A 14139-nucleotide genomic window follows, 5' to 3' on the forward strand; every position below is an offset into this window, starting at 1 on the left:
ACACAAGCTCCTCCTTTTGCATATTACATATAAGGTCTTTACAGCATTAGCGAATTTCTTTAATTCGTGCTGCTTTACCGCGTAATTTACGCATGTAGTAAAGTTTTGCTCGACGAACCTTACCACGACGCACGACTTCAAGTTTTGCAATTCTTGGAGTGTGTACAGGGAAAGTACGTTCAACCCCAACACCATAGGAAATTTTGCGAACAGTGAATGTTTCACTGATCCCACCACCACGGCGTCTAATGACAACACCTTCAAAAAGCTGGATTCTCTCACGAGTACCCTCAACAACTTTCACATGAACACGCACCGTATCACCAGCGCGAAACTTAGGTAGATCTGTTTTAAGTTGCTCTTTTGTAATTTCTTCAATAATTTTGTGCATCGAATTCATCTCCTTCCAACCGAAGTTCATACAAACTTTCATCCTTGCAGCGGAACATCGTTGTTACTGGCATAACTCTATGAGTCATGACCACTAAATTATATTATCATATGGATTCATTCATTGCAATAAGAAACACATGTCCGCTATTCTAGTAAATCTGGCCGCCGTTCTCTTGTTCTTTTTAACGATTGTTCCTTTCTCCATTCTGCGATTTTAGCATGATTCCCTGATAATAGTACATCCGGTACTTTCATCCCTCTAAAATCGGCAGGTCTTGTATAATGCGGATGTTCTAATAATCCGGTTGAGAACGAATCATGGATAGGAGAATTTTCATTTCCAAGGACCCCGGGAAGTAAACGAACGACGGAATCAATGACAACCATCGCTCCTAGCTCTCCTCCTGTTAAGACATAGTCTCCGATTGAAATTTCATCTGTCACGAGATGCTCCCTTATTCGTTCATCATACCCCTCGTAATGACCACAAATAAAAATTAAATGTTTTTCCTGTGCTAATTCTTCCGCTTTTCTCTGGTCAAAACGTTCTCCTTGTGGACATAATAAAATGATCCTTGGTTTCGTATCTGTTTTTTCTGTTAAGTGTGATACAGCATCGAAGATCGGTTGAGGCTGCAATACCATTCCAGCTCCACCACCATATGGATAATCATCGACCGCATGATGTTTGTTTTTAGAAAATCGCCGAAAATTTTCAACTGAATAGGAAACAGCTTCTTTTTCTTCCGCTTTTTTTAAAATGGAACTTCCTAATACACCTGTAAACATTTCAGGAAATAGAGTTAAGATATCGATTTTCATATGTCCAACAATCCTTCAATTGGATGAATTAAAATTTCTTTCTTTTCGATTGAAATCTCCACTACTACATCCTCGATATAGGGGATCAAGTATTCTTTTCCCTCTTTTGATTTTACAACCCATACATCATTGGCTCCAGGTGTGAGGATTTCATTTACAATTCCAATCGGTTTACGGTTCTCGTCTAGCACTGTACAACCGATAATTTCATGAAAATAATATTCACCTTCAGGGAGGGTTTCTAATTGCTCTTCTGAAACTTTGAGAACGGCATTCTTCCAATGTTCCACTTCATTAATATTGTTATACCCTTCAAATGAAAGTAAATCGAAGTTTTTATGTTTGCGATGACTTTTGATTGTGAGCTTCAGAGGAGATTGATTGTTTGGCAAAAAAAGATGAAGATGCTGACCAATTGCAAATCGCTGTTCAGAAAAATCAGTGTTTGATATCACCCTTACTTCTCCTTGAATGCCATGCGTATTGACAATTTTCCCAACATTAAACCATTGTTCCATCTTATCACCTCTCCCTGATTTCTGTTATGATTCCATCTTTGACCACGATCGTTCTACCACTGACTTTTTCTTCCCAATTATCACCGACACTAATTTCAATCATTGCCGAAACCTCTTGATCTTGTAATTCACTTCCAAGCGGGAGAATTTCTAATTGTTCGATTTGAAACTCAATCATTTTTATTCGCTCTTTCCGAAGATCAATTTCCTTATCAAATTGGGTTTTTAATCCACCTGCGGGATATTTGCGATTCCGTTCAAGCTTTTTCATTTCGAAAAAGAGTTGGTCACATTCCTTTTGTAGTTGTTGTTTGTTTTGCTCGTATTTCTTTAACAATTGATCTTTACTCTGTTCCGTCAACACTTGTTTGACATTTACTTTCTGGAGAATCCTCATCTAATCATCCTCAGAGCATTTTTATGTATATTATTTAATATCTTATAATACCTGTTCAAAAAGGAGGATAAAAAGGACCAAGAAGTTCGAGGCGGCGCAGTTTCGAGCAGCGGAATGTATGCAGTTAGATACATGAGCAGCACAGAAACAAGCCAACGAAGAAATTCGCAGCGTCATTTTTACCGGACTTTTTGAACATCCTTTTATAATAGCAAAATGAAGGGAGGTGTCTACGCCTCCCTTCATTTAGAACAAGTTTTAGCACTAGCGGACTTTTAGCTTCATCCTACATGAAGTTTAAATCGCTATGGGCGCTGCCACTTTACTTAGTCGATTTCCAAGTAGACCTTCTTTTGTTGTTTTTGCCCTGCTGCTGCATAAATAACTGCTCTAATGGATTTTGCTACTCGACCATTTTTCCCAATTACTTTTCCAATATCATCTTCATGAGTAATAAGTTTATAAATGACGTGGCGTTCTTCTTCCTTTGTCTCCACACGAACGTTATCAGGAAAATCAACAATAGGCTTGACGATCGACAAGATTAAATTTTCCATGCTTTATCCCAATTATTTGCCAAGCTTGGCGTTATGGAATTTTTCCATGATTCCTTGTTTTGAAAACAAGTTACGAACCGTATCAGATGGTTTTGCACCATTTTGCATCCATTTAATTGCATTTTCTTCATTAATTGTCACTTGAGCCGGTTGTGCAACCGGGTTATATGTGCCAATCTCTTCAATAATTCTTCCATCACGTGGAGAACGAGAATCTGCAACTACGATACGATAGAAAGGAGCCTTTTTTGCTCCAATGCGTTTTAAGCGAATTTTAACTGCCATTTTAATAGCACCTCCGAATAGTTTCACACAAGATATAATAATATCAAATAAGTGTTTTGGTTGTAAAGTATTTTTTCTTAACACGACTAAATTTAATTAAAATTACATAAAAGGAAGCTTAAATCCTTTCTTCTTCCCTTTTTGTTGCATACCAGACATTTGCTTCATCATTTTCTTCATCTCTTCGAATTGCTTTAAAAGCCGGTTAACCTCTTGAATGGTTGTGCCGCTCCCTTTGGCAATTCGTCGTCTACGTCCCGCATTGATAATGTCAGGTTGTTGCTTTTCCTGTGGTGTCATGGAATGAATAATGGCCTCCACCCGATTAATTTGTTTTTCATCAATCTGTAGATTATTCATTCCTTTAATCTTATTAGCCCCAGGCATCATTTTTAATAATTCATCAAGTGGGCCCATATTCCGCATTTGCGATAATTGTTCTAGGAAATCATCAAAATCAAGCGAAGCATGTCTGATTTTTTGTTCTAACTCTTTTGCTTTCTCTTCATCTACTGAGACTTGTGCTTTTTCGATTAATGTAAGCATGTCTCCCATGCCAAGAATTCTGGAAGCCATTCGTTCTGGATGAAAAGCTTCCAATGCATCCATTTTTTCGCCCATACCAACAAACTTAATGGGTTTCTCCGTCACTGCGCGAATAGATAGGGCCGCACCACCCCTTGTATCTCCATCTAACTTTGTTAAGACTACACCAGTAATTTCAAGTTGATCGTTAAAGGCTTGGGCAACATTTACAGCATCTTGCCCAGTCATCGCATCGACTACTAGGTAAATTTCATCAGGGCGAGCAACTTCCTTTATGTCTTGTAATTCTTGCATAAGCTCTCCATCAATATGCAAGCGGCCCGCTGTATCAATCAACACATAATCATAATGTTCTTCCTTCGCCTTTTCAATTGCTTTTTGTGCAATTTCAACTGGACTGACTTGATCTCCCATTGAAAAAACGGGTAAATTTAACTGTTTGCCAATCGTTTCCAATTGTTTAATCGCAGCTGGCCGGTATATATCAGCCGCAACCAATAATGGCTTCCGATTATATTTCTTGCGGAGTAAATTAGCTAATTTTCCTGTCGTGGTTGTCTTACCGGCCCCTTGAAGACCAGACATCATAATAACCGTTGGAGGCCGCTGAGCTACAGCTATTTTACTTTGCTCTCCCCCCATCAAATCGGTCAGTTCTTCTTTTACCACCTTGATAACTTGTTGACCGGGAGTTAGACTTTTCATAACTTCTTGTCCAACCGCTCTTTCGCTCACCTTTTGGATAAACTGTTTGACAACTTTAAAATTGACATCCGCTTCAAGTAAAGCAAGTCGGACCTCACGCATCATTGCCTTTACATCCGCTTCCGAAACCTTCCCTTTACCGCGAATTTTTTGCATTGTTGCCTGTAATCGGTCGGCTAAACCTTCAAATGCCATATGGCCGCCCCCTAATCCAATTCATCAAGCAAACCTAAATAATGCTCCAACATCACTTTATCTAATTTTCCTTCATCCAGACAAAGTTTCATTTGCTTGGTGACTTTTTTTCGTTTTTGGTATTTATGAAATAATTTCAACTTTTCTTCGTAATCTTCCAGCATCACTTCTGTTCTTTTTATATTATCATAAACAGCTTGGCGACTGACCTGGAATTCTTCGGCTATTTCACCCAATGAAAAATCATCCAAGTAATAAAGGGACATATAATTCCTTTGTTTTGGAGTCAACAACGCTTGATAAAAATCAAATAAGTAATTGATGCGCGTAGTTTTCTCAAGCCCTGTCATGTAAAACCCACCTTGTTAAGTTAAACGCCTTTACAGCAAAATAATACCGATAAAAGTTTGGATTGTCAAGGCCGGCTATTTTTTTATTTTTCTTCGTCTACCTCGTCTATCATATCAGAGAAAAGTCCATACACATATTTTTCGGGATCAAATTCTTGGAGATCATCCATTTTCTCACCGAGCCCGACAAATTTCACAGGTAAATTCAATTCATTACGAATAGCGAGCACAATGCCACCTTTAGCTGTTCCATCAAGCTTTGAGAGGACGATTCCACTGACATCCACGGCTTCTTTAAAAGTTTTCGCTTGAATCAAAGCATTTTGACCTGTTGTGGCATCTAAAACAAGTAAGACTTCATCTGGTGCACCTGGTACTTCCCTTTCAATGACACGCTTTACTTTTTCCAATTCTTTCATTAAATTTACTTTATTTTGCAAACGTCCAGCCGTATCACATAGAAGAATATCCATTTTTCTTGATTTTGCTGCCTGTAAAGCATCATACATCACAGCCGCTGGGTCTGAACCTTCCCCTTGTTTTATGACATCTACACCGACACGCTGTCCCCATACTTCTAATTGTTCAATCGCGCCAGCCCGGAAGGTATCGCCGGCAGCCAACATTACTTTTTTTCCTTCTTGTTTAAATTTATGAGCTAATTTGCCAATTGTCGTTGTTTTCCCTACTCCATTGACCCCAACAAATAATATAACCGTTAATTCATGATCTCTTATTGCCAATTCCGAGGATAAGTTCTCCCCACCATTATAGATCTCAATCAATTTTTCTGATATGACGGGTTGTAGCTCCCCAGGATCTTTAATATTTCTTCTTTTCACTTCTAACTTTAATTCTTCAACTAAGTCCATCACCGTTTCAAACCCAACATCCGCTTGAATGAGAATCTCTTCTAATTCTTCAAAAAAGTCCTCATCTACTTTCCGATACCGAGCAACGAGATCATTTACTTTTCCAGCAAATTGATCCCGAGTTTTAGCTAATCCTGTTTTAAACTTTTCGGATACGGAATCTGTTGAGGAAGTAAACTTATCTTTTAATTTATTAAAAAAACTCATTTTAAAATCCCCCCAATTTCTCGTATTTATTAGACAATCTCTTGCGCGTTTTCCAACTTGACAGATACAATTTTAGACACTCCAGATTCTTGCATTGTCACCCCGTAAAGCACATCAGCTCCTTGCATCGTACCTTGACGATGGGTAATGACAATAAATTGTGTCTCTTGACTAAATGCTCGTAAATAGTGACTAAATCTCTGTACATTTGCTTCATCTAGAGCTGCTTCAACCTCATCTAATACACAGAAAGGAACCGGTCGAATCTTTAAAATAGAGAAAAGCAAAGCAATTGCTGTTAAGGACCTTTCACCACCTGATAATAGACTTAGGTTTTGGAGTTTTTTTCCTGGTGGTTGAGCGACAATATCCACTCCTGTATTGAGTAAATCCTTAGGATTTGTTAACTTCAGCTCCGCACGACCACCGCCGAATAAAGCCCGAAATACTCCCATAAACTGGTCTTGAATTTCATGAAAGGTTGTTCCAAATCTCCTTTTCATTTCGTCGTCCATTTCATCCATCACTCGAAATAGATGTGTTTTTGCCTCTGTTAGATCTGTCTGCTGTTCTAAAAGAAAATGATACCTTTCATAAACCCGATCATATTCTTCTATTGCCCCTAGATTAACAGAACCAAGTTCATCAATGCCAAGTTTAATTAATTTTACTTTTTTTCGTGTTTCCTCAACAGGTAGGATGAGGGGGTATTGATCTTTCGCGCCTTCATATGATAAGGAATAATCTTCTCGCAGCATATGAAGCAGGTTGTCTAGTTCAACATCCAAACGATTTTTCTTAACCTCTTCATCTCTTAAAGCATTACTAATGCCTGTGTATAATCTTTTCTGTTCTTTTAGATTGGCTTCCTTTTGCTCAATCGATACTTGTAATTGGAATCTGTTTTCTCTTTCCTTATTCAAACGCTCTTCGATTCTGTCTTTTTCGCTAGAACCTTGCTGTATCAGCTGAGCTAGGTCTTCTTCACTTGTTTGGTGTCCGGTCATCTCTCCCTGGATAAATCCCCATTCATCCATAAGTGAGTTTTTATGCGTTTCAATCTCCTCAAATTCAATTGCAAGATTCTTAAGCTGCTTCTCAGTAGACTGAAGTTGTTCATTTACTACAGCATATTTTGAAGACAGTTCATTTATTTCTCTCTCAAGAGATTCTTTTGATTGTCTCTCCTCATTTCTTTGCTTGGTTAATTCGTCTATTTTTGCATTTAAAGAAACAATTTTTTCATTACAATTAGAAGTAATTTCTTCTAAAGCACTCATCCGTTCCTTTATTTTGTTTTTCTCTTCTTTTAACTCGGTTGTTTCTAAATCATAAAGGGCAAGGCGCTCATCAACATTTTTTTTCGTCATCTCTATATGGGAAAGCCCAGCTTGAGCTTCATTTTTCTGCATACGGAGTTTCTCGCCATTCTCTTTCATCGCTTCTAATTGTTGCTCACTATTTGCTAACTGATCTTTAAGGTCTTGCCACTCTTCTTCAAGATTTTTGGTTTTGTTTTTCATTTCTATTAATTTATTTTTAAGCTCTTCTAGCTCGGTTTTCCTACCTAATAAAGAAGTCGTTTTTTGTTTAGAGGTACCTCCTGTCATCGAGCCCCCTGGATTCACGACATCACCATCAAGCGTGACAATTCGATAACGGAACTGTAACAGTTTCGCCAATTGATTCGCTCCTGCTAATGAGTCAGCAATCACAATATTGCCGAGCAAATGCTGTATCACTTGTGTATAAGAATGATCACATTCCACTAGGTTTGCTGCTAACCCAATGAAGGAGGGATGATTAGATAGATCCCTTTGTTGATTTACAGGTATATTCCTGCCCTTAATAATATCCATAGGCAAAAACGTCGCGCGTCCTAGTTGTTTTCTCTTCAAAAAAGCAATCGCATTCCGAGCGTCAGCTTCCGAGTGGACAACGATATGTTGCATAGCCCCACCAAGTGCTGTTTCCATTGCCTTTGCAAATTTTTGAGGCACATGGATCAATTCTGCGATGGCTCCTTCAATTCCATCTAGTTCACTCTTTTTGGCTTTCAGTACTTCCTTTACACCATAATAAAACCCCGTATAATCCTCTTCCATTTCTTCTAAGGTGTCTTTACGAGATTCAGCCTTTTGAATAAACTGATAAGCTTTGTTCAACATAGCATTTTTCGCTTCATATTTTTCTTTTGTTTCTTTGGCCAAAATTTGCGCAGCTCTAAATTGTTCAATTTGGGAAGTTAACTCATTGTCAATCTTTTCTACTTCCTGCATTTTCTCATCTAATTGAGCCATAAACTCTGCTCGTTGTTCAAGATATTTTTTATTCTCTTGATCCAATCGGTTGCTCTTTGCAATTTGTTGTTCTAATTGCTGTTGTAGATAACGAAATTCATTTTTTGCAGTTGCTTGTTGATTTAGCACCTCAATATAATCACTTTTTAATGATTCGATCGTCTCTTCAATTGAATCATTGAGGGAACTAGCCTTTTTCTTTTTGTCTAATAATATTTTTTTGAGTTTTTGAGCTTCATGTCTTTTTTTATCGAGTTCAGCTTTCGTATCTGCTTGTTTTTGTTTCATTTGGATTATTTTTTGTTCCGCATCTTTAATGTTTTTCTGCAATTGCCCGGAGTTTAAGGCTGCATTATTTTTTCTTTCTTTTAAGATACCCAGTCTACCTTGAAGCTTTTCTAAATCTTTAGACGCAGTCAGTAAAGCAGATTGCCATTCAGCTATTTTTTCATCAAAGGCACCCAATTGGGTTCTTTCATTCTCTAACGATAATTCGATCTGTTGAATGTAAGAAGATAAATCTTTTTCCTGTGCCGTTAATTTTTCCAACACTTGTTTAGCTGTCTCCCATTGAGTATGTTTTTCACCAATTTCATGGACAGTTAAGGCAATTTCATGCGTCTCTAAATCCTGTTTCTTCTGTAAATAATCCTTTGCCATTGATGCTTGCATTTCTAGAGGCTCCAACTGGCCTTCTAATTCATGTAAAATATCATTGACACGATTCAAGTTCTCAGTCGTTTCTTGGAGTTTGAGAGATGCCTTTTTCTTGCGATTTTTATATTTTAAGACGCCTGCTGCCTCTTCAAATATCGTTCTTCTTTCCTCAGGTTTACTATTTAATATCTCTTCAATTTTCCCTTGACTTATGATCGAGAAAGCTTCTTTTCCTAGTCCTGAATCCATAAATAAGTCAACAATATCTTTAAGTCGACAGCTATGACCATTTAATAAATATTCACTATCGCCAGACCGAAAAACTCTACGAGTGACACACACCTCATTATACTCAACAGGTAATGTTCCCTCCTCATTATTTAAGGTAAGCGAAACTTCTGCGAAATTAAGCGGTTTTCTGGAATCACTTCCTGCAAAAATGACATCTTCCATTTTCCCACCACGTAATGATCGTGCAGACTGTTCCCCTAAAACCCAGCGTATGGCATCTGTTATATTACTCTTTCCACTTCCATTCGGACCTACAACCGCTGTAACACCAGGCACAAATTCAAGTGTCGTTTTCTCCGCAAATGATTTAAATCCGATAATATCTAGTTGCTTGAGGAACATCAGCATCCCCCTCTTTTTCCCTGGATTATTGTTTATGTGAGCGTAAATGATCTAAAGCCATCTGCGCTGCATGTTGTTCCGCTTCTTTCTTCGATCGTCCTTTTCCTTTACCAAGAATCGCGCCCTCAAGAGAAACTTGAGAGACAAATATTCGATTATGGGCAGGACCCTCTTCTTGTAAAATCTGATAGGACAATGTACTTGTCCCATCTTTTTGAACGACCTCCTGAAGTTGGCTTTTAAAATCCATCGCATGCGAAAAAGCACCTGCATCTACTCTAGGGTAGACAACTTTTTCTAGTAGTGCAATCACCTTGTCTAACCCTTGATCAAGGTATAATGCGCCAATGACAGCTTCAAATGCATCCGCTAGCAGAGCTGGCCGTGCTCGTCCCCCTGTCATTTCTTCCCCCTTACCTAGAAGAACGACCTCGCCAAATCCTAATTCATTTGCAAACTCAACTAGAGCTGGTTCACAAACAATGGAAGCGCGAAGTTTAGTAAGCTCCCCTTCACTAATAGTCGGAAACTTTTTATATAAGTATTGGGAAATGGCGAGTTCTAAAACTGCATCACCTAGAAATTCTAAGCGTTCATTATCTTCATAGCTTTTTTTTCGATGCTCATTCACATAAGATGAATGGGTAAGAGCCTGTTTTAATAAAGTTTCATTTTGGAATTGAATGCCCATTCTAACTTGAAAATCTTTTAATTTTTGATTATCAGAATTACTTCTTGTTCTACCTCGCTTCGTTTTGCGCATAGATCCTCACCTAAGTTGATTTTTTGTAGAGATTCCCCTATTTGCTAAATGCCTATACTAGATTAAACTATTTTCTTCACAGTGTATACTTTTAAAAAAATTCTATACAACCTACCAAAAGCACAAGCGCCTGTTATATTTCCTACACAAGTAGAAAGACCCGTCAACAACCGACGGGTCATATCCTTACATTAGATTAGGCATTACTTTCTATGTAATTGACAGCATCGCCTACTGTTGCAATCTTTTCTGCATCATCATCAGAAATTTCCATATCAAACTCATCCTCTAATTCCATGACAAGTTCAACTACATCAAGTGAATCTGCACCTAGATCGTCTTTAAATGAAGCTTCAAGCGTAACTTTTGATTCTTCAACACCTAATCGATCCACAATAATTTTTGTTACACGTTCAACTGTGTTCGCCATTTTGTCACCTCCCCTCAAGTATTATAATCGAATCTCTTAAAAAGATAAACATGGCACCACAAAACTTTTCATCCTACATATACATGCCACCATTCACATGGATGGTTTGACCTGTAATATATTTAGCATCATCAGAAGCAAGATAAACAGTTAAGGAAGCAATATCTTTTGGCTCCCCAAATGTTCCTAGGGGAATTTGCTTCAGCATCGCCGCTTTTGCGTCTTCCGGTAGTTTTTCCGTCATATCTGTCGTAATGAACCCAGGTGCAATCACATTTACCGTTATTCCTCTTGCAGCTAGCTCCAAAGCCGTCGTTTTTGTTAAACCAATTACGCCCGCTTTTGCCGCGGAATAATTCGCTTGTCCAGGGTTCCCACTTGATCCGACAACGGATGAAATATTGATAATTCTCCCATACCGTTGCTTCATCATTTGTCTTGATACACTTTTCGTACAATTAAAAACACCTTTTAAGTTTGTGTCTAATACATCGTCCCATTCCGATTCTTTCATTCTCATTAATAGATTATCCCGTGTAATGCCGGCATTATTCACTAAAATATCGACTTTATCGAACTGCTGAATGGTTTCCTTTATCATGGATTGAACGGAAGTAGGATCTGATACATTACATTGATAAATAATCGCTTTTCTTCCTAATGCGAGAATCTCGTCCATTGTTTCCTTTGCTTTTTCTTCATTACCAGAGTAATTCACAACAATATTTGCCCCTTCCTTCGCTAGTGTAAGGGCAATTTCTTTTCCAATTCCTCTGGAAGCACCTGTGACAATGGCTACTTTATTTTCAAGCTTCATCCATCATTCCTCCTTAATGCCGTAATAGCCGCTTGACAGCTTTCTAAGTCTTGAACCGATAAAGTTTTGACATCTCTACTAATTTTTCGAATCAGGCCTGTTAATACTTTTCCTGGTCCAATTTCCACAAAGGTATCAACACCGAGTTCAATCATTTTTCGTACAGAATCCTCCCATAAAACTGGAGAATATAACTGCTCTAGCAGAAGTTTTTGAACATCATTTTGGTCGCTTGTTGGCTCTGCTGTTACGTTAGCAATTACCGGAATCTGCGCATCTTGAATATGAATCTCGTTTAAAACAGCTGTAAATTTTTCAGCTGCAGGTTTCATTAAAGCCGAGTGAAAAGGACCACTCACTTGCAATGGCAGTACTCGCTTCGCTCCATTTTTTTTCGCTTCTTCTCCTGCTTTAGTAACTCCTTCAACCGAGCCTGAAATCACGATTTGACCGGGACAATTCATATTGGCTAACTGTACTAGGTTTCCACTATCCGCTACCTGCTGACAAATATCAGTTAAAAGGTGCCGATCCATCCCAAGGATAGCTGCCATTGTTCCTTTTCCATTCGGAACAGCTTCTTCCATTAATTCTCCTCGTTTTGCAACAGCATAGACAGCATCGGAAAAAGTAATGGCTTCATTGGCAACTAATGCGGTATATTCGCCAAGACTATGTCCAGCTGTATAATCTGGTTGAATACCAGCTTCCTTGAGCCCCTGTAGAAGAGCAATACTTGTTGTAAGAAGGGCCGGTTGAGCGTTTGCTGTCTTTGTTAATTCTTCTTGAGGTCCATTCAGTATAATGGATGTCAAATCTCTGCCTAACCTCTTATCCGCTAAATCGAATATCTCTTTTGCATTCTGTTTGCTTTCCCTTACAGAGGCTCCCATTCCAACTGTTTGAGATCCTTGACCAGGAAATACAAAGGCTATTTTCCCCATATCCATCTCTCCCACCTTATTCATTGTCTATTTTTAATGAGTTCGCAATTGTTTCGGAGATATTATGCTGCACCATTTCTCTTGTTTGCCTAATTGCATGATAAATGGCATTCGCATTGGAAGAACCATGTGCTTTTACAACTGGTGCATTTAGTCCAAAAAGACAGGCGCCGCCATATTCCGTGTAATCCATTTTATTTTTAATTTGCTTTAAATCTGTTTTAATAAGGCCCGCTGCTAGTTTATTTTTGAAACTATTCATAAAGGTGTCTTTTAGCATAGAAAATAGACTTGACGCTGTCCCTTCAATTGTTTTTAGAACGACATTGCCCGTAAAGCCATCTGTCACGACCACATCAGCCAAGCCTTCCAATAAATCACGAGCCTCAATATTGCCAACAAAGTTCAATTTGGAATCTTGAAGTAAGGCAAAAGCTTTTTTCGTCAAATCATTCCCTTTATTTTCTTCCGTTCCTATATTCAGCAAAGCCACTTTCGGATTCGTAATCTTCCTGACATTCTGTGCATAAATACTCCCCATAATCGCATATTGTAATAAATGTTCCGGCTTAGCATCTGCATTCGCCCCTACATCTAAAAAAACAAATCCTTTTCCATCTAAAGTTGGTAATGTCGGAGCAAGGGCAGGACGATCAATCCCCTTGATTCTCCCCACAATAAATAGACCAGCTGCCATCAAGGCTCCAGTATTGCCTGCAGAAATACAGGCATCAGCCGTTTTATCCTTGACAGCTTGAGCCATCATCACCATGGAGGCCGTTTTTTTTCTTCTCACCGCTTTAACCGGCTCATCTGTCGATTCAATTTTTTCATCTGTATGAATAATGGTTATTCGATCATTAACTATGCCATATTTTCTGATTTCAGCTTCATTCCCGAATAATGTACATTCGATATCAGAAAATTCCTCCATCGCACGATTTACACCTAAAATGATTTCTTTAGGAGCATGATCTCCCCCCATAGCATCGATTGCAATTCTCATGCTTTCTCACCTTCTGACGTTTGACTAGAACGAAACATCTCAAATTCGCCCTTAAACACTAATTCTTTGTCGACGTAACTTTTTACATCTACAATTGTACGATCTCCTTGCCACTGCTGTCTCCGAACTTTCGCCTTCGCGATCACTCTTTCACCCGCTTTAACTGGCCGCGTAAAATGAATATTCACCTTGACGGTTAAGGCAAGTGCATCGTTTATCACCGCCACCGCAAGCGAATTTGCTTGTGCAAATAGATGGTGCCCTCTCGCGATCGCATTTCGTTTAAACGTATGCTCCTTTTTGACATCAAAGATCGAGATCGCAGATTCGTCTAATTCAATATCAATAATATCTCCAATGACTTCTTCGATCGGCAAAGCTCTCACTTCATCTTCTACATGCTTTTCTGCTACCGTTTTAATTCTTTCTCTTAACTCGGGAATAGCCAACTCCATACGATCAAGCCGGATGGTTTGTACACTTACAGAAAATTTTTCTGCCAATTCCTCATCCGTTATAAATGGGTTTTCATGGATTGTCTCTTGTAATAAATTTTGACGTTCTCTTTTTGAAGGTCTCATATTTCATCAGCACCAATCAAGATATTAAGACTAGGTATTAATAGTAGTATATAAAAAGAAGGAGCAATGCGCAACCTTTACGCGGGCCAACAGGACGTTGGTCAGAACGGCGTTGCGCCAGGACGGCGCGCCTTTAGCCGTTCAACCTTATGACCCGTGTT

Annotated in this window: 16 protein-coding genes; all 16 read right to left on the bottom strand. The window is 38.7% G+C overall.

Translation table 11 applies throughout. The features are described 5' to 3' along the window. Nucleotides 1-46: 46 nt before the first annotated feature. Nucleotides 47-391: a 50S ribosomal protein L19 gene (rplS, locus tag KI363_RS09150; RefSeq protein WP_057986797.1), complete on the bottom strand. Its 345-nt coding sequence runs from the start codon at nt 389-391 to the stop codon at nt 47-49. 146 nt (nt 392-537) lie between these two features. Continuing rightward, nucleotides 538-1215: a tRNA (guanosine(37)-N1)-methyltransferase TrmD gene (gene trmD, locus KI363_RS09155; RefSeq protein ID WP_212966168.1), complete on the bottom strand. Its 678-nt coding sequence runs from the start codon at nt 1213-1215 to the stop codon at nt 538-540. Next, a complete protein-coding gene (gene rimM, locus KI363_RS09160; protein ID WP_212966169.1) occupies nt 1212-1733 on the bottom strand; it encodes a ribosome maturation factor RimM in 522 nt (173 codons plus the stop codon). The genes trmD and rimM overlap by 4 nt, the downstream gene beginning before the upstream one ends. 4 nt (nt 1734-1737) lie before the next feature. Then, nucleotides 1738-2130, bottom strand: a complete 393-nt coding sequence (locus tag KI363_RS09165) for a YlqD family protein (RefSeq protein WP_212966170.1) — start codon at nt 2128-2130, stop codon at nt 1738-1740. Nucleotides 2131-2456: 326 nt separating this feature from the next. Beyond that, nucleotides 2457-2687, bottom strand: coding sequence for a KH domain-containing protein (locus KI363_RS09170; RefSeq protein ID WP_158320396.1), 231 nt, complete (start codon nt 2685-2687; stop codon nt 2457-2459). A gap of 12 nt (nt 2688-2699) precedes the next feature. Beyond that, nucleotides 2700-2972: a 30S ribosomal protein S16 gene (rpsP, locus tag KI363_RS09175; RefSeq protein ID WP_057986695.1), complete on the bottom strand. Its 273-nt coding sequence runs from the start codon at nt 2970-2972 to the stop codon at nt 2700-2702. Nucleotides 2973-3074: 102 nt separating this feature from the next. Next, nucleotides 3075-4418: a signal recognition particle protein gene (gene ffh, locus KI363_RS09180; RefSeq protein ID WP_158320397.1), complete on the bottom strand. Its 1344-nt coding sequence runs from the start codon at nt 4416-4418 to the stop codon at nt 3075-3077. An 11-nt stretch (nt 4419-4429) separates the two neighbouring features. Then, nucleotides 4430-4768 (bottom strand): putative DNA-binding protein, encoded by a 339-nt coding sequence (locus tag KI363_RS09185; RefSeq protein WP_212966171.1) that lies wholly within the window; start codon nt 4766-4768, stop codon nt 4430-4432. 83 nt (nt 4769-4851) lie between these two features. Next, nucleotides 4852-5847 (bottom strand): signal recognition particle-docking protein FtsY, encoded by a 996-nt coding sequence (ftsY, locus tag KI363_RS09190; RefSeq protein ID WP_158320399.1) that lies wholly within the window; start codon nt 5845-5847, stop codon nt 4852-4854. Between the two features lie 29 nt (nt 5848-5876). Then, entirely contained in the window at nt 5877-9437 is a 3561-nt protein-coding gene (gene smc, locus KI363_RS09195) for a chromosome segregation protein SMC (RefSeq protein WP_212966172.1), read from the bottom strand. Between the two features lie 25 nt (nt 9438-9462). Beyond that, nucleotides 9463-10200, bottom strand: coding sequence for a ribonuclease III (rnc, locus tag KI363_RS09200; protein WP_212966173.1), 738 nt, complete (start codon nt 10198-10200; stop codon nt 9463-9465). Nucleotides 10201-10396: 196 nt separating this feature from the next. Further along, complete coding sequence (locus tag KI363_RS09205; RefSeq protein ID WP_057986708.1) at nt 10397-10630, bottom strand: acyl carrier protein; 234 nt, start codon at nt 10628-10630, stop codon at nt 10397-10399. 73 nt (nt 10631-10703) lie between these two features. Beyond that, nucleotides 10704-11447, bottom strand: coding sequence for a 3-oxoacyl-[acyl-carrier-protein] reductase (gene fabG / locus KI363_RS09210; RefSeq protein WP_212966174.1), 744 nt, complete (start codon nt 11445-11447; stop codon nt 10704-10706). Beyond that, entirely contained in the window at nt 11444-12391 is a 948-nt protein-coding gene (gene fabD / locus KI363_RS09215) for an ACP S-malonyltransferase (protein WP_212966175.1), read from the bottom strand. Before fabD ends, fabG begins: the two co-directional genes overlap by 4 nt. Nucleotides 12392-12407: 16 nt before the next feature. Next, entirely contained in the window at nt 12408-13397 is a 990-nt protein-coding gene (gene plsX, locus KI363_RS09220; protein ID WP_158320404.1) for a phosphate acyltransferase PlsX, read from the bottom strand. Further along, on the bottom strand, nt 13394-13978 hold the full coding sequence (fapR, locus tag KI363_RS09225; protein ID WP_158320405.1) for a transcription factor FapR: 585 nt from the start codon (nt 13976-13978) through the stop codon (nt 13394-13396). Before fapR ends, plsX begins: the two co-directional genes overlap by 4 nt. Nucleotides 13979-14139: the final 161 nt, after the last annotated feature.

Origin of the sequence: Lederbergia ruris, from assembly GCF_018332955.1 — a bacterium.
Lineage (GTDB): Bacteria > Bacillota > Bacilli > Bacillales > Bacillaceae_C > Lederbergia > Lederbergia ruris.